This is a genomic window from Haloleucobacter ellipsoideus (assembly GCF_052491725.1).
Map to the genome: position 1 here is coordinate 410,312 of NZ_JBQWAR010000018.1, position 19,711 is coordinate 430,022.

The following is a 19,711-nucleotide window of genomic DNA, read 5'->3' on the forward strand; positions in this document are numbered from 1 at the left end:
ATATTCCTGCGCCGTGTCCGCAACGCCCTTCCCGAGGCTGTGGCGGCGGGCAGGGCGCGGCAAGGAAGGCATGGCCATGCCCCTGTGTGGCGGTATGGCTGACCCCCCCCCCCCCGGCAGGCATGACCCTGCCCGTTCCTCCGCCCCTGCGGCGGCCTATTCCCGAATGGAGCCTTGTGATGGCAGAACTTGTTGCCGGCCCTGTGGCCGAGCCGCTGACGCGCGCGCAGGTGAAGGACTTCCTGCGGATCGACCATGATGATGAGGATGGGCTGGTTGATGCGCTCATCAGCGCGGCCCGCCGGTTTGTGGAAGCCCATACAGGCCGGGTGCTGATGGCCCAGAGCTGGAGGCTGACCCGGGATGGCTGGCCGGGCAGCGGGGTGCTGGTTTCCCCCGTGGCTCCGGTGCGCGCCATTCTGGCGGCGCAGGTGCGCGGGCTGGATGGGCAGGACATTGCGGTGCCGGAAGAGGCGCTGATGGTGGGGCGCGGCGGCGGCGGGCTGATCCATGTGAACCTCTTGCATGTGCCACAGGCCATGGGACGCGATGCCGTTTCCATCATTGTGGAGGCCGGCTATGGCGCCGATGCCGCCGATGTGCCGGCGGATCTGGTGCAGGCCGTGCGCCTGCTGGCGGCGCATTTCTATGAACATCGCGAAGGGGCGGGAGATGCAACCCGCCTGCCGGAGGTGGTGAGGACGCTGCTGGCGCCTTACCGGCTGGTGCGGCTGTGAGCGCGCAGGTGATTGCCCTGGGCACGCTGCGCCGCCGGCTGGTTCACCAGACATTCGTGGATGTGCCCGATGGCGCGGGCGGCGTGGCGCGACACTATGTGGATGTGGGGCGCCTTTGGGGGCGGCTCGATCATGTTTCGGCAGACCATGCCATTGCCGAAGAGCGCGCGCGGGCCAGCCATCTCTGGCGCATCACCGTGCGCGCGCCATCGGCCATCACGCCGGGTGACAGGCTGTTGGCAAGCGGGCGGATCTTCCATGTGGAGGCCGTGAACGAGGGCGATGGCTGGGGGCGCTTCCAGCGCTGCCGGTGCCGGGAGGAACAGCCATGAGGGTGAACATATCCACGCGCAGCCTTTCCGGGCTGGCGCGACGGCTGCGCGTGGCCGCCCTGACACCGGCAGTGGAAGCCGCCGCCACGCAGGGCGCGCAGGAGCTGGGACAGATGATTGCGGATGAAACCGGGACACGGGCGCAGATCAGCGGGGCTGCCGCACGCCCGATCGTGCAGGTGCGGGATGAGGAACTTCTGGCCCGCATGCGCGGAGAGGCCGGGGTGGAGGCAGACCCGGTTCTGGATCGCATCCGCATGGATTTCCAGCGTCGCAAGCGGAGGGCTGGCGCATGACCATGGCCCTGAACAGCCCGGTGCTGAGCCTGCGGCGGGCACTTCATGCCGCGCTGACGCAGGATGCGGCCTTGCTGGCGCTTCTGGGCGGCCCGCGCATTTATGATGTGCCGCCCAATAATGCCGCCTTTCCCTATGTTGCGCTTGGCGAGGCGGTGGTGAGTGACTGGTCCACCGCTACGGAGGCGGGCACGGAACATGCCCTGACCCTGCACATCTTCTCCCGCAGCGGCGGGCGGGCAGAGGCGTTCGCGCTGGCGGCCTGTGTGCATCAGGCGCTGCATGACGCGCCACTGGAGCTTTCCGGCCATCGCCTCGCCAATCTGCGGGCCACGACATCGGAGGTGGTGCGCGAGAAGGACGGGCGCACCTTTCATGCCCTCGTGCGGTTTCGCGCCGTAACGGAAGTGGCCTCAACATCCTGAAAGCATGGAGAAAGACATGAGTGCGCAGAAGGGCCGTGACCTGCTGTTGAAAATGGATTCCGGCGCGGGGCTGGTGACGGTGGCGGGCCTGCGCGCACGCACCCTCTCCTTCAATGCCCAGAGCGTGGATGTGACCCACTCTGAATCCGCCGGCCGCTGGCGTGAGCTGCTGGAAGGAGCAGGCGTCAAGCGCGCCTCCATCTCCGGCTCGGGCATCTTCAAGGATGCGCAATCCGATGCGCTGATGCGCCAGGCATTCTTTGCCGGCGCTCTGGTGCGCATGCAGGTCATCATCCCGGATTTCGGCATGGTGAGCGGCCCGTTCCAGATCACCGCGCTGGAGATTGGCGCGGATCATGACCGGGAGGTGACCTTTGACCTGACGCTGGAAAGTGCGGGCGAACTGCTGTTCGAGGTGCTGTGATGGGGCAGGGCAGCGTGAATGCGCGGCGCGGTGAGATCGGCGCGGTGCTGGATGGGCAGACACGCACACTGGTGCTGACATTGGGCGCGCTGGCGGAACTGGAAAGCGCATTCGGTGCGGATGACCTGATGGCGCTGGCCGAGCGGTTTGGACGCGGGCGGCTTTCGGCCCGGGATGCCGCGCGCATCATCCATGCCGGTCTGCGGGGGGCGGGAGCGGATGTGACACTGGAAGAGGTGGAGCGCATGCGGGCGGATGGCGGGGCAGCCGGCTTCGCCCGCATCGTCACGGATCTTCTGGGCGCAACATTCGCCGCCCCTACAGGGGAGACGGCGCCGCGCCCCCCGGAACTGCCGCAGAAGGACTGACACAGGCCGCGCCATCGCCTCCTGCCTTTCCGTGGGATGCCGCGATGGCGGCGGGTCTTGGCCTTTTGCGGCTGCCCCCCGAACAGTTCTGGCGCATGACCCCGCGCGAGCTGGCTTGTGCGCTTGGAGCATATGCGCCGGCTCCGGACCTCGCCCTGCGCAGAAGCGGGCTTGAAAAGCTGATGGAGCGTTTTCCCGATGACCGAGACAGTTGATATCGCCATCGCCGTGGATACGCGGCAGGCCATGGCGGCTCTTGAGGACATGGAGGTTTCCACACAGGGCGTGGCGCGGGCCATGTCCTCTGCCTTTACCGGGCTGGTGGTGCAGGGGAAGGATTTTTCCAGCGTGATCCAGCAACTGGCCGGCCGCCTCTCCAATCTTGCCCTGACAGCCGCGCTGAAACCTCTGGAGAGCGGCTTGTCTTCACTGTTGTCCGGCTTCACGGGTGGGCAGGCCTTTGCCCATGGCGGGGTGTTCCAGAATGGGCAGGTGCAGCCCTTCGCCCGTGGCGGTGTGGTGGCGGCCCCCACCTATTTTCCCATGAGTGGGGGCGGGGCCAGTATTGGCCTGATGGGAGAGAAGGGGGCGGAAGCCATCATGCCGCTTGCCCGGGGCAGTGACGGCAATCTGGGGGTGCGCATGGCCGGTGCAGGCGCGGCCCAGGTAACCGTGAATGTGAGCACGCCCGATCTGGCGGCATTCCACCGCTCCGAGGCTTATCTTTCCGGGCTTGTGGGGCGGGCCGTGATGCGCGCGCGAAGGAGCGGCTAGGACCGTTTTCCATGGATATTCCGCTGGCTGGCGGAGCCCCTTGAGCGGTTGAAAGCCCGGCGCTCCGGGTGTTCCGGGTGGTGCGTCATGCCCGAGCAGTGGCGCGGATGGCTTTCCATGATGCCGCCTTGGGGCGGGACAGGGCCACAGCCTCTGCCTTTGTGCGCATGCATGCCGGCGAGCCATGTCGCGCCGGGCTTTTCGCCCCGGCGCCAGAACCGCTCATCCCGGCGTGTGCGGCCTTGGATGAGGCTGCCTTCGGGCGGGTGCTGCTGGCCGCTTCCGCCTTGATGAGAGGGTGGGCGCTGTCGGGGCGCCTGGCTTTTGTCTTGCCGGCGGCTGTTCGAGCGGGCTTCGCGGGCATGTCATCACTCCCTCCACATCACAGATGAGGGAAGTGAAAACATCCCTTTCATTGAAGTCAACATGGTTTCTACTGGTTTGTTGGAGCAACAGGGGCAATGGAGGCCATATGTCTGCATTCCATGAGATTTTATTTCCTCTCGATATTGCTTTGGGTGCTGCCGGCGGGCCGGAGCGGGTAACGCAGGTGGTGACAACGGCTTCCGGCCGGGAGGAACGCAATACCAGGCTGGCGGATTCACGACGCAGATGGGATGCGGGATATGGCGTGAAAAACCTTGCCGCACTCTCCGAAGTGGTTGCATTCTTTGAGGAAAGGCGCGGACGTTTATATGGTTTTCGCTGGCGGGACAGGCTCGATCATTCCTCGGCTCCACCTGCCGTGCAGATTTCACCGCGCGACCAGCATATTGGCCATGGGGATGGCGCACGGCGCAGCTTTTCGCTGAGCAAGACCTATGGCGGCATGCATGCCCCCTATGTGCGGCCCATTTCCAAGCCGGTGCAGGGCTCTGTCCGTATTGCCGTGGAAGAGGTGGAGCAGGTGGCCGGAACCGATTTCACCGTGGATTACACGACAGGCACGGTGCTGTTTGCCGAAGAGCGCGCCCCGCCGGAGGGGGCCATGGTCACCGCAGGGTTCATGTTCGATGTGCCGGTGCGGTTCGATACGGATTTTCTTGAGGTGAACCTCTCGGCATTCGCGGCCGGTGACATTCCGCGCATTCCGCTGATCGAAATCCGCCCCTGAAAGCTGCAAGGACAGATCCATGCGAAAGATCGATGAAGCGCTGGCGGCGCATCTTGCCGGCGGCGTCACCACCTTGTGCCATGGCTGGCGACTGGTGCGGCGTGATGGCGTGGTGATGGGCTTTACAGACCATGACCGCGACCTGGTGCTCCAACATGTGGTGCTGAAGGCGGCATCCGGCATCTCCGGTTCCGAACATGCCAGTGCGCAGGGGCTGGCCGTGACAGGCGCAGAGCTTTCCGGGGCGCTTTCCCACGATGCGCTGGGCACGGATGATCTGGCCGCCGGGCTTTATGACGGGGCGGATATTGAGCTGTTCCTCATCAACTGGGCGGCCCCCGAACAGCATGTGTTGCTGCGCAAGGGCGTGATTGGCGAGGTGCGCTGCGCCGATGGCACCTTCACCGCCGAAATCCGCGCCTTGAGCGATGCGCTGAACCAGACACATGGCCGCATCTTCAGCGCAGGCTGCGATGCGACGCTGGGGGATGCGCGCTGTGGTGTGCGGCTCGATCAGGCATCCTTTTCGGGCGAGGGGATCGTGCGCGCGATAGAGGGAGCCTTGCGGCTGCGCATCGAGGGGCTGGAGGCGTTCCCCGCCGAGACGTTCGCGCGCGGCCGGCTGGAGTTTCTGGGCGGGGCCAATGCCGGTTTCGTCACCGAGGTGAAGGCCCACGAACGGGCGGGGGAAAGCGCCATTGTGCGCCTGTGGCAGCGCCCGCCAATGCATGTGCAGGAAGGTGAACGGGTGCGGGTGAGCGCGGGATGTGACAAGCGCTTCTCCACCTGTCGCGACCGTTTCCGCAATGCTCTCAATTTTCGTGGTTTTCCGCACATGCCGGGCAATGATGCCATCATCTCCGTCGCCGTGCCGGGCGAGGGCGGATATGACGGGAGCCTGAGATGATGGCGCAGCGGCAAGGCCCTGCTCTTTCCCGTGCGGCCATTCTGGACGAGGCGCGCAGCTGGATCGGCACACCATATTGCCATCGCGCTTCGCTGAAGGGACAGGGGGCCGATTGTCTGGGGCTGGTGCGGGGCGTGTGGCGCGCGCTCATTGGGCCGGAGCCGGAGCCGCTTGCCCCCTATGCCCCGGACTGGGCAGAGGCCGGGCGACGGGAAACGCTGGCGGAAACGGCCGCAAAGTATCTGCGGGAGGTGCCGGTTGCACAGGCCCTGCCGGGAGATGTGCTGCTGTTTCGTTTTCGCGCGCATCTACCGGCCAAGCATGTGGCCATTCTGGCGGAAGATATGCGCATCATACATGCCTATGACGGCGTGAGCGTGTGCGAGGGGCATCTGGGCCCCTGGTGGCGAAGGCGTACCGTTGCCGCCTTCGCCTTTCCCGGTGTGGGGCACGTGTAGCGACGCCCCGGGGCCGTTCATTTCTCTGATTGTGTGAGGATTTCCATGGCGACCTTGCTTCTGGGCACGGCTGGCGGGCTGGTGGGTGGCGCATTGTTCGGCCCCATCGGCGCGGTGGCCGGGCGCGCTCTTGGTGCGCTGGGTGGCGCGGTGGTGGACCAGACCCTGTTTGGCGCAAGCCGCACCAGCACCAGCCATGGCCCGCGTGTGTCCGATCTGGATGTTATGGCCTCCACCGAGGGGGCCGGTATTCCCCGCCTGTATGGTCGGGCGCGGCTTTCCGGGCAGGTCATCTGGGCGACGAGGCTGAGGGAAGTGGCCACGACACAGACCCAGTCTGTCGGCGGCAAGGGCAGCAGCATGGCCGCGAAGGCCAGCAGTGTCACCTATAGCTATTATGCCAATTTCGCCGTGGCTCTGTGCGAGGGCCCCATCTCGCGCATCGGCCGCATCTGGGCGGATGGCAAGCTGCTGGATACGCGGCAGAACATGGTGCGTTTCCATTTGGGTGGGCCGGACCAGATGCCCGATCCGCTGATCGAGGCCCGGCAGGGCGGCGAGGGTGCGCCGGCCTATCGCGGCATTGCCTATGTGATGTTTGAAAATCTCGATCTTACCCGCTTCGGCAATCGCCTGCCGCAGATTACCGTGGAGGTGGAGCGGGCAGTGGGCCGGCTCGAGCGGCAGGTGCGGGCGGTGACCATGATCCCCGGCTCGACCGAGTTCGGCTATGCCACGCAAACGGTGAGCCAGCTTTATGGCCCGGCCAGCTATGGCGCCGAAAACCGGCATGTGACGAACGCTTCCAGCGATTTCAATGCCGCGCTCGACCAGTTGCGCGCCACCTGCCCCAATGTGGAGCGGGTGTCTCTGGTGGTGTCATGGTTCGGCGATGATCTGCGCGCCGGGCATTGCAAGGTGCAGCCGCGTTGCGAGAAGCTTTTCAGGGCGACCGTGCCGCTGGAATGGTCCGTGGGCGGGCTCACGCGCCTTGCGGTGCCGGCTGTTTCACAGCATGGCGGCCGGGCGGCCTATGGCGGCACGCCATCTGATCTCAGCATCATTCAGGCTGTCCGGCGGATGAATGCGGCAGGGCTGAAGGTGGCGCTCAACCCCTTCGTGATGATGGATATCCATGAGGAGAATGCGCACCCCGACCCATGGACGGGGGCCGACCGCCAGCCGCCCTATCCCTGGCGGGGGCGTATTGTGTGTGACCCTGCGCCGGGCAGGCCGGGAACCGTGGATGGCACGGCGCAATGCCGGGCGCAGGTCCAGGCGCTGTTCGGCAAGGCGCAGGGCGCGCATTTCATGCGCATGGGTCAGATGGTGCTCTATTACGGCCCCGCCGAATGGAGCCTGCGCCGCATGGTGCTGCATTATGCGCATCTGGCTGTGGTTGCGGGCGGGGTGGAATCCATTCTCATTGGCTCTGAAATGGTCGCGTTGACGCGTCTGCGCGATGAGGAGGGGCGCTTCCCGGCGGCAGAGGAGCTGGCGCGTCTGGCTGCTGACGTAAAGGCCATTGTTGGCCCGGATGTGCGCGTTTCCTATGGGGCGGACTGGACGGAATATGGGGCGCAGAGCTTCGGGAATGGGGATGTCGCCTTTCCGCTGGATGAGTTGTGGGCCAGCCCCGCGGTGGATTTCATCGGCATCGATTATTATCCGCCGCTTTCGGACTGGCGCGATGGGGTGAACCATCTCGATCTGGAACTGGCGCGCGTGCTGCATGATCCGGCCTATCTGAAGAGCCGCACACGGGCCGGCGAGGCATATGACTGGTATTATGCCGATGAGGCCGCCCGCGCCGCGCAGCAGCGCCTGCCGATTACCGATGGTGCCCATGGCGAGCCATGGCTCTACCGGCAGAAGGATATATGGTCATGGTGGGCCATGGCGCATCATCCGCGCCGCGCCGGGGTGCGGGACGATGCGCCGACCGCCTACAGGCCCGGGTCCAAGCCCATCCGCCTGATGGAGGCAGGATGCGCCGCCGTGGACAAGGGGCCCAACCGCCCCAGTGCCTTTCCGGACCCGAAATCATCTGAAAACGCCTTGCCGCCCTTCTCCAGCGGCCTGCGGGACGACACCGTTCTGCGTCGCTGCAATGAGGCTATTCTGGCAACATTCGACCCGGCCGCCGGAGCGGATGAGCAGGATAATCCACCCGCCCCGCTCTATGGCGGGCGCATGGTGGAGGAAGGCTGTGTCTATCTGTGGACATGGGATGCGCGCCCCTATCCGCAGTTTCCCCTGCTGGAGGATGTGTGGGGCGATAGCGCGAACTGGCATACCGGCCATTGGCTGAATGGCCGGCTGGGCTCCGCCCCGCTGGATGGGCTGGTGGAGACCCTGTGCGCTGATTTCGGTGTTCCGGATGTCGAGAGTTCCATGCTGGAGGGCGTTGTCGAGGGCTATGTGGTGCAGGAGCCCATGACAGCCCGCGCGGCGCTGGAGCCGCTGGCACGGGCCTTCGCCTTCGAGGCCAATGAGGAAGATGGCCGGATGGCTTTTCGTCCGCGCGGCACGGGTGCGGTGGTGGAGATTGCGGAAGCCGGTCTTGTGCAGGTGGATGGCGAGCCCCTGCTCAGCATGACCCGCGCGCAGGAGAGCGAACTGCCGGCACAGGTGAGTGTCAGCTTCATCGACCCCTTGCAGGATTACCGGCAGGCCAGCGTGTCCTCGCGGCGGCTGGCCGGGGGAAGCCACCATGCGGCCCATGCCGCCCTTGCCGTTGTGGCGCCGGCCAATGTGATGGCGCGCGCGGCCGATGTGTGGCTTCAGGATCTGTGGGCCGGGCGCGAGAATGTGCAGTTCACCCTGCCGCCTTCCTCTCTCGCGCTCACACCGGGAGATGTGCTGCGCCTGTCGGCAGATGGAAGGGGGCGCCTGCTGGAAATCACCCGCGTGGAGGAGGCCGAGGCGCGCATCATTTCCGCCCGGAGCATCGAGCCGGAAGTGTTCGATGCGCCTCTGGCGCCGATGGAGGGTGGCAAGCCGATGCTGCCGCAGGATCTTGGCCCGCCGGAGGTGGAGGTGCTGGACCTGCCGGCCCTGACGGCGCAAGAGCCGGTGCCGCTGCAATATGTGGCCGCAGCGGTTTCGCCCTGGCCGGGGACATTGGCGGTGTGGCGCTCTCTTGATGGGGGCAGTTTTGAGGCCGTGGCCCCCATCACCAGCAGCGCGGTTTTCGGCACGCTGATGGAACCGCTGAAGCCCGGCCCCCTGTGGCGTTTCGACAGTTTCAACACCCTGCTGGTGCAGCTGGAGCGTTCCGCCCTGCATTCCGCCAGCCTCGCGGAGGTTCTGGCCGGCGCCAATGCACTGGCGCTGCTGGCTGCGGGGCGTGAGGCGGAAATCATCCAGTTCACCGAGGCGGAACTGGTGGATGCGCGCAGCTACCGCCTCTCCGGCCTGTTGCGGGGCGTGGGCGGGACAGAGGCCGCGGGTGGGCAGCCATGGCCGGAGGGCACCAGACTGGTGCGGCTGGATGCCAGCCTTCTGCCCGTGGCGCGCGGAGTGGGTGAACTGGGGTGCAGCTATGTCTATCGCGTCGGTCCGGTGCGGGAGGACCATGGCGGGGAGAATGTGACGGAACGCCGGGCTGATGTGGGAGGGCGGGCCTTGCGTCCGCTTTCTCCCGTGCATCTGCGTGCGCGGCGCGGGACGAATGGTGTTGCGGTTTCCTTCATTCGGCGCACGCGGGTGGACGGGGATGGCTGGGATGCACTGGAGGTGCCGCTCGGCGAGGCACAGGAGCGCTACCGGCTGGATATTCTGCACGGTGAGACGGTGGTGCGGGTGCTGGAGAGCGATACACCCTTCTTCCTGTATCGGGCGGAAGATGAAGTGGCCGATTTCGGCAGCCCCCGGCGCCGCCTGTCCTTTCGTGTGATGCAGCTCTCCCAGAGTGTTGGGGCAGGTGATGCCCTGTTTGCCAGCGTGCTGGTGTGAGCCTTCTCTTTCAAGCAGGAAAATCAGATGTCCGAAAGCTCGGCGCGGCTGGGGCTGCCTTATCTGGCAGCGGCCCAGGCGCAGAAACATGTGACGCATAATGAAAGCCTGCGCAGGCTGGATGCGCTGGTGCAGCTCACACTCGAAAGCGTGCGTGCGGCGGAGCCGCCCGCCGAACCTGCGGAGGGCGCGTGCTGGTTCGTCCCAGCGGGCGCAACCGGCGTGTTCTCGGGCCATGACGGACAACTGGCCAGTTTCGAGGCTGGAAGTCTCGAATTCCTGCCGGTTCCCGTCGGTTGCCTGGCCTTCATCCGGGATGAGTGGCGGGTGGGGGTGTTTGACGGGCAGGGCTGGGTTTCACCCCTCGCGGCCACCCGGAACCGGGCCGCGATCGAGGCCCATGTTGTGGAGGAGGATGTTCCCCTCAGCGGGGATTATACGCAAACGCAATGCGTCATCCCGGCCCGCGCCATTGTCTTTGCGGTTTCCACCCGCACGCTGACCGCAGTCACGGGGGCTTCCTCCTATGATTGCGGCGTGCCGGGTGAGCGGAGCAAGTTTGGCGGAATGCTCGGTATCGGGCGTGGCTCTTCAAATGAGGGTGTCATCGGCCCCACAGCCTATTATTCCCCCACGCCCGTGCGCCTGAGCGCCAATGGCGGAGCCTTTTCGGGCGGGCTGGTGCGGGTCGCCATCCATTATTTCCTGTGTCCGGTCGCCGGTGTTTCCACCGGGGATGAGCTGTGGTGGCGCGGGCCTTCCTTTCTTCTGGATGGCCATATGCCGGTTCTTGCGGCAGACCTTTCGCGCGAGCGCTATGTGCTGAATGGAGAGTATCGCACCGCGCAGGACCTGTTTGTCCGCTCAGGTGGGGCAAAGCAGGTTGCGGGCGTGAACGGGGAACTGGGCACGGTGCCGGGGAACCGGCTCGCCTTCGAGCAGAATGGCGGACGGCGGCGGCTTCTGGTGGAAGGGGCGGCAACCAATCTCATGCTGCATTCTGCCGGCTTCACAGGCTGGGCCATGCAGGATGTGTCCATCACGCCTGAAGGGGCGGCCTTCAAGATGGTGCCGGGTACGACAAATACCATGCATTATGCGCAGCCGGGGAGCTTCATCCCCATTTCCGCCGCCACCTCCTATGTCGCCAGCATCTTTCTGAGAGCGGGGGAGTATGCACAGGCCCGTCTCTCGCTTGCCGGAGTGGTCACCCAATGGGAAGCCGGCCTCCAGCCCATTGCCATCTATGATCTGGCCTCGGGACAGGTGAGTGGCATGGGCCCGGGCATCACGGCGGGAATGGAGCCTGTTGGCGGGGGTATCTGGCGCTGCTGGATCTGCGCGCGCACGGCAGCGGATGTGAGCGGCAGTACGCGGATGACCGTCTGGGTGCGCGATCCTGTCGCCGGCAATGCATTCGCGGGGGATGGCGCGGGTGGACTCTATATCCATCATGGCGCGCAGATGGAGGTGGGGACATATCCCTCTTCCTATATCGCAACCGGGGCTTCGGCCGTGACACGGGTGGCGGATCAGCTGGCATGGAGTGCGGCTGCAAGGGCGCTTGTCTCTTCTGCCGGCCCCGTCACCATCGCCCTGCGGTTCCGCAGCGCCGAAACGCTGAATCCCGATGTCATCGCGCCGGGTGTTCTGGGGCGGACGAGGGCAGGCTCCAATCATGTTTTCATGAACCAGAGCCCTGTTCTGGTGCCGGATGTCTCCACTCCTGATGATGAATTTGCCGTGTGCTTCGGGTGGAGCGGACGTGAGCGCACCCTCTCGCAGAACGGCCATGCGGCCAGATCTTCCCAGGCGGGAAGCGATATTCCGCAGCCGCACGGGTTCAGCTCAAGCGGAGTCACGCATATCGACGAACTGGTGATCTGGCCGGTGAAGGGCTCTGCGGCGGCGATTCAGGAGCAGGCAAGGACATGGGCATGAGGACGATCTATCTGCGGTTTGCCGGGCGTCCGGCCGCACTTGCCCGGCTTCAGGCGGTGCTGGGGCATGGGGTGATGGAAGATGGCGGCCTTCTGCCCACCATGGGCACATGGCAGGGCGAACGTTTTGACCTTGATGAGGTGGGCATCATTCATGCGCCGATGCCGGAGGATGCGGGTGAGGATAGCCCCCGCACGGCATTGCCCGGCTGGCACATCAACCTGCTGTGGTGGGGGCTGGACGAAACGGCACCCGATTTCGGGGCGGATGAGATCCGCCCGCAGACACCCAGCCGGATGTTCTCATTCTGAAGCGATGCGCTGCTGATGCGCCTTGGCGCCATGATGCCCGGAGAGCTCAAGCTTTCCGGGCTTTTCTTTTGTCTGGAAGGAGAGAGGGATGACCCGCTTCGCTTTTGAGCGGATACAGGCCGATTATGTGCAGCGCTGGAACGGAATGCGCATTCACGACGCCAAACGCGCCGCCATCGACAGCGCCGCGCGCCGGATCATGGGCGGAAAGGCACTCTACCGGAAGGTGGAGGCCATGACCGGCGTGCCATGGGCTTTTATCGGTGTTCTGCATTATCGCGAAAGTGCCTGCGATTTCAGGGGCGTCCTCCATAACGGGGAGAAGATACTCGGCACCGGGCGCAAGACTGGGCTGGTGCCGAAGGGACGCGGACCGTTCGCCACATGGGAAGAGGCCGCATGTGATGCGCTTGCCCTCAAGGGGTTCCGCCCCGGCGCGCCTGTCTGGTCCATCATCCGATGTCTGTATGAAGGGGAGCGCTTCAACGGGTTCGGATATCGCATGCGTGGGGTGGCCAGTGCCTATCTGTGGAGCGGATCTGACCAATATGTCCGGGGCAAATATGTTGCGGATGGAAAATGGTCGGCGACCACGATTGACCGGCAGCTTGGCATTGCACCGCTGATGAAACGCCTGCTGGAACTGGATTCAACTCTCACCTTCGATCCACCGGCGGGGCTTGCCGCGGTGAATGTTGCCGATGGTCTTTCCGCGGCTGAAATCCGTTCTGTCCAGCAGCGTCTGCGGGATCTGGGTTATGCAGAGACCGGACGGGTGGATGGCATTTGGGGTCCGCGCACCATTGCCGGCATTTCTGCTTTTCAGGCGACCGTGGGGCTGCCGGTCACCGGGGTTCTGGATGGGACTGTGGCGGCACGGCTGGCGACAGCAGGCCCGCGGCCGGTGAATGCGGCGCGCGCCACCCTCTCGGCCCGCACGCTGCGGCAGGAAGGCGATGTGGTGGCGCGGACATCGGCGGCAACGCGCATGCTGGCCATGTCTCTGGGCGTTCCGGCAGCGCTCATTGGCATCATGGACCAGATGCAGGCCGCCTCATCGCGCCTCTCCCATCTCTTCATGCTGGCGGGGGATATTCCCGGATGGGTGATGGCTCTGGCGGTGCTGGCCGTATCGGTCGCGCTCTACCTGCTGGCTCGGCAGGGGGAGATGGCGCAGATCGCCGCCGTGCGGGCCGGACGGGATGCAGGGCCCGGCTGAGGCCTGTCTCTGTGGCGGTTATAGCACTGTTTCCGTGTCATTCTCTGTATGGCCCCCAAGACCAGTTGAAGCGCAGGGCCGATGGTATAAGAGAAGTTCGGCTACCCCTGTTCTAGAGTGGCCTTTCTGTCACAGTTTCACGCCCTCAAGGCAATTGCGTCGAGAGTTCGGGTCAATGTTCGTGCGTATGAAACCAGCATCCCTGATGGTGGCGGTCTTCCTCGGGGGAGGCGTGTCCGGGTGTGTCAGCACAGGCATGTCTGGCCCGGATGCAGGTTCGCTCGCTCAACCGCGCGCGGTTTCCGGCGGTTTCATCTCCGGCAATATGGGGCAGGGGCTGAGCGCGGAGGAGCGCCAGAAGGCATATGATGCCGAAGTTTCGGCTCTGGACAATGGCAGCCCCGGCTATCCCGTGGGCTGGAGTGTGGAAGGCGGGCCGCGTGGCACGGTGATTGCCGGGCCAGCCTACAGGCGGGCGGGTTTCCAGAACTGCCGCGACTATTCGCACACCATCTATGTGTCCGGCCGCCCGCAGATTGCGCGGGGCATGGCCTGCCAGGGTGCCGATGGCAAGTGGCAGGCCGTCAGCTAGGCCATTCCGTAACGGCAGGAGCTCTGCTTTGCGGTCGCAACCGTTGCGGATCAGGAAGGGCCGCCCGAGACCTTTCCTGATCCCAAAGCCCGTTCAGTAGGACATGAACAGCGGCACCTTGCTCTCGCGCAGGAAGGACTGGGTGACGCCGCCCAGTATCCATTCACGCAGGATGGAGCGGTTGAATGCGCCCATGACGATGAGATCGGTATTGGTCATCATGGCCTGCTCCTGAAGGGTTCCGGCAATTCCGCCCTCGCGCACCACCAGATTCTTCACGGAAACATTGACCCCATGGCGGGCCAGGTGCGGTGCAAGCTCGGCCCCCGGAATCTGGCTTTCCAGATCCTGCTCATTGCCGACGGAGATGATCTCCACTGTTCGCGCAGCCTTGAGCAGGGGCAGGGCATCGTTCACGGCGCGCGCCGCACGGGCGCCGGCATCCCAGGCAATGATGATGTGCTCGCAGCGGAATGTGTCCACTTCCGGCGGCACCACGATGACCGGGCGACCGCTGTTGAACACCAGAGCCTCGATGAGGCCGCGGTCCGCATTGATGGTTGCCGTCTCGGCGTCGAGCACGGAAAGGTCATGCACCCGTGCCTGTGTGACGAACGCATTGATGAGATCGCTATAGGCCAGATGCGGTGTCTCGGTCGAACAGGTGACGCCGGCAGCTTCTGCATCCCCGCGCGCCCGTTCCGCCCATTCCTCGGCGAGCTGGCGCAGGCGGCGGTTGTGGTCGTTCAGCAGGCCTCTTGCAACGCCGCTGACAAAGGCGCTGCCCATGACCACCTTGAGGGATGATGCCTGAATGGTTGCATGCGCATTCGCCTGGCGGGCGAGGGATATGCCATAGCCCAGGGCCGAGGAGGGCTCGTCCAGCCCTTCCTCGGTCATGCCGATCAGCACGCTCTTGATATTCTGCACCATGGTTTTCCTCGCGACATGCGTGACAGGCGGCCTGTCGAATCGTAGCCTTACTCTAAGTCAGCTCCGCGCCCCGGAACAGGAGAACCGGTGCGGCGCCTGCGCGCAATGGCTGTATATCTCAGGGAGGCGTGGGGTGAAGGCGGTGATAGCGGCCGCGATAGAACAGCAGGGGCCTGTCATCCCCCTCCGCAAGCAGATGGACGACACGGCCGACAAAGATCACATGATCCCCCCCGTCATAATGCGCATAGGGCACGCACTCGAAACAGGCATGGATATGTTTGAGGCGGGGCGCGCCGGAAGGGCCGATCTCCCATGCGATATTGGCAAACTTGTCTGTGCCCGGGCGTGAGAAGCGGTGGGAAATCTCGCTCTGGTGCTCCAGCAGGATGTTCACGGAATAGGAGGTTGCCGCTTCCAGCCGGCGCAGGGAGGACAGGGTCCGCGCCATGCAGAAGGAGACCAGCGGCGGATCCAGCGAAACGGCGGAAAAGGAATTGACGGTGACACCAAGAAGGCCCTCTTCATCCTGGGCCATGACAACGGCAATACCTGTGGCGAACCGACCAAGGGCATTGCGCAATTCGCGGGCATCAAAACATATGTCCAGATCAATGTTGCTCATGAAATGTCGGGTCCACTGAAAAACACGGGCACATTGGTGCATTATAGGAATGTTTCGCAAGAGCGAAATCCGCACCGCCGCGCCCGTGCGCAGGCCATCCACCCCCGCATTTCGCAGAGGACGGCGGGCAGCTCTGCATTTGTAATGCTTCCCTGCTGTACGTCTTCAGTCTAAAGCATTTCCATCATGGCCTATGCTGTTAAAGAAATGTTCCGGACCCTCCAGGGCGAAGGTGCCCAGGCGGGGCGTGCCGCGGTGTTCTGCCGGTTTGCCGGCTGCAATTTGTGGACTGGTCGCGAAGCCGACCGGGCAGGAGCGGTGTGCCGCTTCTGCGATACCGATTTCGTGGGCATGGATGGCCCGGGCGGCGGGCGCTTTGCCAGCCCTGAGGCGCTGGTTGATGCCCTTGAGCGGGTCTGGGGGCCTGAGCGGGCCCGGCGTTTCGTGGTGTTTACCGGCGGCGAGCCCCTGCTTCAGCTTGATCCTGCCCTGATTGATGAAGTTCATGCGCGCGGCTTCGAGATCTCGGTGGAAACCAATGGCACCCTTGCAGCCCCCCCCGGAATCGACTGGCTGACAGTGAGCCCCAAGGGCTCAGCCCCCCTCGTGCAGCGCAGCGGGCAGGAGCTGAAGCTGGTTTATCCGCAGGTGGAGCTGGACCCGGCCGGGCTGGCTCATCTGGATTTTACCCACTTCTTTCTCCAGCCTATGGACGGGCCGGATCGACTGGGCAATACAGAGGCCGTTGTGAATTACTGTCTGGAGCACCCGCAATGGCGGCTCTCTCTCCAGACCCATAAAGTGATCGGTATTCCATGACCAATGTGCGGATTACGCAGGGCTTCACCTTCGAGGCAGCCCATTTCCTTCCCCATGTGCCCGAAACCCATCGGTGCCGCCGCATGCATGGCCATTCCTATCGGGTCGACCTGACCCTTGAGGGGCCCGTGGACCCGAAAACCGGATTCGTGGTGGACTTCTTCGATCTGGAAGCGGCCTTCGCCCCGCTGATGGAGCGGCTGGACCATCATTGCCTGAATGAGGTCGAGGGGCTGGAAAACCCGACAGCCGAATTGATCGCCATCTGGATATGGGATCGCCTCAAGCCCGGCATGCCCATGCTTGCGGCGGTGCGGGTATATGAGACCCCCATGTCCGTGGCGGAATATACGGGGGCCTGAGCCCCCGTTCATGGCGCATTCTCACATCCGGTTCACAAGGTCGGCATCCGCGGTTTCCAGATGCTGCATGTCATCCGCCGCCGCCTGAAGAGCTGGCAGGATATCCTCCGCCCGATCCGCCGTGAGGAAATCCACCGGGTAATGGGAGCGGATGAAGCCTGTGGCCCGCATATGCTCCATCAGGGTCAGAAACGGGTCCCAGAAGCCGGCAATATTGGCGAGGAGAATGGGCTTGCGGTGCTGGCCAAGCTGCGCCCAGGTGAGCTGCTCGACCAGCTCCTCCAGCGTGCCAACGCCACCGGGAAGGGCGACGAAAGCATCCGCATGCTCGAACATGAGCCGTTTGCGCTCATGCATGTCCTCGACCACGATGATCTCGGCTTCATGGGCGAATTCGCGCTCGCGCACACGCAGGAAATCCGGGATGATGCCGGTGACAGCCCCGCCGGCCATCGCGGACGCGCTCGCCACTTCTCCCATCAGCCCGATGCCGCCGCCACCATAGACGAGGCGGACGCCATGGTAGGCCAGCAATGCGCCAAAACGCCGGGCCTCCTGCACAAAGACAGGATCGGTGCCGGGGGAAGAGCCGCAATAGACGCAGACATTTCTGATTCTTGCCATGCTGTTTCCTTAGAGCATTTTCGGGCGAATTGGATACTGCGGGCGTGAAGGAATTACGACCTCTCAATCAGTTGGGGGTGTCGAGGGCAGGCTGCATGCCCTTCTTTCATAATCGAAAAGGCAGGCGTGGCCCATCCGGCGGGTGCCTTGATCCTGTCATCATCATCGTATATCGACGATGAACGATGAGTAAGAATTCCCCCTGCACCATGTCCCCGATCGGGCCGGATGAGCTGGATTATGATGATCTGGCCGAGCGCCTGCGGGCCTTGTCGCACGCCGTGCGCCTGAAGGTGCTGGTGCGCCTCGCCCGCCGGGAGCGCTGCCCCTGTGGCGAGATCGTGCGCGATTTGCCGAAAGCGCAGTCCACGGTTTCCCAGCATCTCAAGGTGCTTGTTGAGGCCGGGCTGCTGAAATGCGCGCCGGAAGGCCAGCGCACACATTATCAGATTGATCGCGATGCCATTTTGACATTGCGCGCAGAAATGGACGCCCTCTTTGCCGAGCTTGAGCCGACAGACGGGCAGAGTGAATAGAACAGGCAGTCAGGCTTTCATGTCCTCCACATCGAAGACCTCCGCGAGCGCGCCTCCCGCAACTGGCGCCCCCGCTTCCCGTACGCGTGAACCCGGCAATATGGGAGCGACGATGGCGGCCCTGTGGCCCTATCTGTGGCCCCATGATCGCGCGGATCTGCGCATGCGCGTCATCATCACCATGGTTCTCCTGTTTGCCTCGAAGGGCGCGACCATGGTGGTCCCCTTCGTGTTCAAATGGGCGACAGATGCGCTGGCCGGCCAGCCCGACGCGATGTCGCGCCTGGATGAGAACTGGGGCTATATCCTTGCCATTCCGGTGCTTTTGACACTGGCCTATGGTGGCGCGCGCATCATCATGGCGGCTGTGACGCAGGTGCGTGACGGCATTTTTGCCAAGGTGGCGCTACATGCAGTGCGCAAACTGGCGATCCAGACCTTCCGGCACATGCACATGCTCTCGCTGCGCTTTCATCTGGAACGCAAGACGGGCGGGCTGACACGTGTGCTGGAGCGGGCGCGCAATGGTATTGAAACCATCGTCCGCATGCTGTTGCTGCAACTCGCCCCCACCATTGTCGAGTTCATCATGGTGCTCGGCGTGCTGCTGTTCGCCTTCGACTGGCGCTATGTGGCGGTGGTGGTGATAACGGTGGCCGCCTATGCTCTCTTTACATACAAGATGAGCGAGTATCGTCTTTCCGTTCGCAAGGAAATGAATGACAGCGATACGGATGCCAATACGAAGGCCGTTGATAGTCTTCTCAATTATGAGACGGTCAAGTATTTCAATGCCGATAACTGGGAAAACCAGCGCTATGACCGCTCCATGGCGCGCTATGAGAAGGCGACGGTGACCACCTTCACCTCTCTGGCATGGCTGAATGCGGGACAGGCGGTCATTTATACGATTGGCCTTACAGCCATCATGGTCATGTGTGTGTTCGATATCCGGGCCGGACGGCAGACCGTGGGGTCTTTTGTCATGGTGAATGCCATGATGATCCAGCTTTATGTGCCGCTCAATTTTCTCGGTTTCATCTATCGCGAGATCAAGCAGGCCATGCTGGATATCGAGACGATGTTTGGCATTCTGGCGCAGAAGCCTGAAATCACAGACCGCGCCGATGCCCGCAATCTGGTGGTTTCAGGAGGGGAGGTGCGGTTTGAGAATGTGCGCTTTTCCTATGATGCTGGCGGGCGGGAAATTCTGAAGGGCGTTTCCTTCGAGGTTCCGGCCGGGCGCACCCTCGCCATTGTCGGCGCTTCGGGGGCAGGAAAGTCGACATTGTCGCGTCTGCTTTTCCGCTTTTATGATGTCAGTTCCGGTCGCATCCTGATCGACGGTCAGGATATCCGTGATGTGACGCAGGAATCCCTGCGCGCTGTTATTGGTATGGTGCCGCAGGATACTGTGCTGTTCAACGACACGATCGCCTATAATATCCGCTATGGCCGGATGGATGCGAGCGATGCCGAAGTTGAGGAAGCCGCACGTCTGGCGCAGATCGACAGTTTTATTCGCTCCACCCCGGATGGATACAAGACACAGGTGGGAGAGCGCGGCCTGAAGCTTTCGGGGGGTGAGAAGCAGCGCGTCGCCATTGCACGCACCATTCTGAAGGCGCCACCCATTCTGGTTCTGGATGAGGCGACCTCTGCACTCGACAGCCATACCGAGCGGGAAATTCAGGGCGCCTTGGATCAGGTCAGTGCAGGACGGACAACGCTGGTCATCGCGCATCGCCTCTCAACGGTGGTGAATGCCGATGAGATTCTCGTTCTGGCTGCCGGGCAGGTGGCGGAGCGGGGCACCCATGCGCAGCTTCTGGCCCGTGGCGGATTGTATGCGGACCTCTGGAACCGCCAGCGTGCGGCAGAGGAAGATGAGGCGGCCGTGGAAGCGGTGGAAGAGCGCATGGAACATGCTTTGCCTGCATGAGTGATGCGGGGCCCG

At 63.8% G+C, this 19,711-nt stretch carries 23 protein-coding genes; 20 read left to right on the forward strand and 3 right to left on the reverse strand.

The features are described from left to right. The first annotated feature begins 179 nt into the window (after positions 1-179). The 16 genes from ACT6QG_RS09180 (at position 180) to ACT6QG_RS09255 (ending at position 13,855) form a co-directional block, all read left to right on the forward strand. On the forward strand, positions 180-737 hold the full coding sequence (locus ACT6QG_RS09180) for a head-tail connector protein (protein WP_444977267.1): 558 nt from the start codon (positions 180-182) through the stop codon (positions 735-737). Then, positions 734-1,069, forward strand: a complete 336-nt coding sequence (locus tag ACT6QG_RS09185; protein WP_444977268.1) for a head-tail adaptor protein — start codon at positions 734-736, stop codon at positions 1,067-1,069. The genes ACT6QG_RS09180 and ACT6QG_RS09185 overlap by 4 nt, the downstream gene beginning before the upstream one ends. Next, positions 1,066-1,365 carry a hypothetical protein gene (locus tag ACT6QG_RS09190; protein ID WP_444977269.1) on the forward strand — a complete coding sequence of 100 codons (300 nt, stop codon included), beginning with the start codon at positions 1,066-1,068 and terminating at the stop codon, positions 1,363-1,365. The genes ACT6QG_RS09185 and ACT6QG_RS09190 overlap by 4 nt, the downstream gene beginning before the upstream one ends. Next, on the forward strand, positions 1,362-1,790 hold the full coding sequence (locus ACT6QG_RS09195; protein WP_444977270.1) for a DUF3168 domain-containing protein: 429 nt from the start codon (positions 1,362-1,364) through the stop codon (positions 1,788-1,790). The genes ACT6QG_RS09190 and ACT6QG_RS09195 overlap by 4 nt, the downstream gene beginning before the upstream one ends. Positions 1,791-1,806: 16 nt before the next feature. Further along, positions 1,807-2,214, forward strand: a complete 408-nt coding sequence (locus ACT6QG_RS09200; RefSeq protein ID WP_444977271.1) for a phage major tail protein, TP901-1 family — start codon at positions 1,807-1,809, stop codon at positions 2,212-2,214. Continuing rightward, complete coding sequence (locus ACT6QG_RS09205) at positions 2,214-2,582, forward strand: gene transfer agent family protein (RefSeq protein WP_444977272.1); 369 nt, start codon at positions 2,214-2,216, stop codon at positions 2,580-2,582. The genes ACT6QG_RS09200 and ACT6QG_RS09205 overlap by 1 nt, the downstream gene beginning before the upstream one ends. A 44-nt stretch (positions 2,583-2,626) precedes the next feature. Then, the gene (locus tag ACT6QG_RS09210; RefSeq protein WP_444977273.1) at positions 2,627-2,797 is read left to right on the forward strand and encodes a rcc01693 family protein; all 171 of its coding nucleotides are present in this window, start codon (positions 2,627-2,629) and stop codon (positions 2,795-2,797) included. Continuing rightward, complete coding sequence (locus tag ACT6QG_RS09215; RefSeq protein WP_444977274.1) at positions 2,781-3,356, forward strand: phage tail tape measure protein; 576 nt, start codon at positions 2,781-2,783, stop codon at positions 3,354-3,356. Before ACT6QG_RS09210 ends, ACT6QG_RS09215 begins: the two co-directional genes overlap by 17 nt. Positions 3,357-3,828: 472 nt before the next feature. Further along, a complete protein-coding gene (locus ACT6QG_RS09220; protein ID WP_444977275.1) occupies positions 3,829-4,470 on the forward strand; it encodes a phage distal tail protein, Rcc01695 family in 642 nt (213 codons plus the stop codon). A gap of 19 nt (positions 4,471-4,489) precedes the next feature. Next, positions 4,490-5,377: a phage/gene transfer agent baseplate hub protein gene (locus ACT6QG_RS09225; RefSeq protein WP_444977276.1), complete on the forward strand. Its 888-nt coding sequence runs from the start codon at positions 4,490-4,492 to the stop codon at positions 5,375-5,377. Further along, complete coding sequence (locus ACT6QG_RS09230) at positions 5,374-5,835, forward strand: NlpC/P60 family protein (RefSeq protein WP_444977277.1); 462 nt, start codon at positions 5,374-5,376, stop codon at positions 5,833-5,835. The genes ACT6QG_RS09225 and ACT6QG_RS09230 overlap by 4 nt, the downstream gene beginning before the upstream one ends. Before the next feature lie 45 nt (positions 5,836-5,880). Next, positions 5,881-9,792, forward strand: a complete 3,912-nt coding sequence (locus tag ACT6QG_RS09235; RefSeq protein ID WP_444977278.1) for a baseplate multidomain protein megatron — start codon at positions 5,881-5,883, stop codon at positions 9,790-9,792. A gap of 27 nt (positions 9,793-9,819) precedes the next feature. Beyond that, positions 9,820-11,733 carry a DUF2793 domain-containing protein gene (locus ACT6QG_RS09240; RefSeq protein ID WP_444977279.1) on the forward strand — a complete coding sequence of 638 codons (1,914 nt, stop codon included), beginning with the start codon at positions 9,820-9,822 and terminating at the stop codon, positions 11,731-11,733. Next, entirely contained in the window at positions 11,730-12,044 is a 315-nt protein-coding gene (locus ACT6QG_RS09245; RefSeq protein ID WP_444977280.1) for a hypothetical protein, read from the forward strand. Before ACT6QG_RS09240 ends, ACT6QG_RS09245 begins: the two co-directional genes overlap by 4 nt. Positions 12,045-12,132: 88 nt before the next feature. After that, positions 12,133-13,263 (forward strand): peptidoglycan-binding protein, encoded by a 1,131-nt coding sequence (locus tag ACT6QG_RS09250; RefSeq protein WP_444977281.1) that lies wholly within the window; start codon positions 12,133-12,135, stop codon positions 13,261-13,263. Positions 13,264-13,450: 187 nt separating this feature from the next. Next, positions 13,451-13,855, forward strand: coding sequence for an RT0821/Lpp0805 family surface protein (locus ACT6QG_RS09255; protein WP_444977282.1), 405 nt, complete (start codon positions 13,451-13,453; stop codon positions 13,853-13,855). 93 nt (positions 13,856-13,948) lie between these two features. Here the strand turns inward: ACT6QG_RS09255 and ACT6QG_RS09260 are convergent, their stop codons facing one another. Further along, complete coding sequence (locus ACT6QG_RS09260; RefSeq protein ID WP_444977283.1) at positions 13,949-14,788, reverse strand: universal stress protein; 840 nt, start codon at positions 14,786-14,788, stop codon at positions 13,949-13,951. 118 nt (positions 14,789-14,906) lie between these two features. Further along, on the reverse strand, positions 14,907-15,413 hold the full coding sequence (locus tag ACT6QG_RS09265) for a flavin reductase family protein (RefSeq protein WP_444977284.1): 507 nt from the start codon (positions 15,411-15,413) through the stop codon (positions 14,907-14,909). 186 nt (positions 15,414-15,599) lie between these two features. Here ACT6QG_RS09265 and queE point away from each other — a divergent pair, with 186 nt between their 5' ends. Both queE and queD read left to right on the forward strand, forming a co-directional pair. Continuing rightward, on the forward strand, positions 15,600-16,232 hold the full coding sequence (gene queE / locus ACT6QG_RS09270; protein WP_444977285.1) for a 7-carboxy-7-deazaguanine synthase: 633 nt from the start codon (positions 15,600-15,602) through the stop codon (positions 16,230-16,232). A 5-nt stretch (positions 16,233-16,237) separates the two neighbouring features. Beyond that, entirely contained in the window at positions 16,238-16,594 is a 357-nt protein-coding gene (gene queD, locus ACT6QG_RS09275; protein ID WP_444977440.1) for a 6-carboxytetrahydropterin synthase QueD, read from the forward strand. 21 nt (positions 16,595-16,615) lie between these two features. Here the strand turns inward: queD and ACT6QG_RS09280 are convergent, their stop codons facing one another. Further along, a complete protein-coding gene (locus tag ACT6QG_RS09280) occupies positions 16,616-17,218 on the reverse strand; it encodes an LOG family protein (RefSeq protein WP_444977286.1) in 603 nt (200 codons plus the stop codon). Positions 17,219-17,403: 185 nt separating this feature from the next. On the opposite strand from ACT6QG_RS09280, the gene ACT6QG_RS09285 reads away from it, so the two are divergent. Next, complete coding sequence (locus ACT6QG_RS09285) at positions 17,404-17,754, forward strand: ArsR/SmtB family transcription factor (protein ID WP_444977287.1); 351 nt, start codon at positions 17,404-17,406, stop codon at positions 17,752-17,754. Between the two features lie 19 nt (positions 17,755-17,773). Beyond that, positions 17,774-19,696 (forward strand): ABCB family ABC transporter ATP-binding protein/permease, encoded by a 1,923-nt coding sequence (locus tag ACT6QG_RS09290; RefSeq protein WP_444977288.1) that lies wholly within the window; start codon positions 17,774-17,776, stop codon positions 19,694-19,696. Positions 19,697-19,711 lie beyond the last annotated feature (15 nt).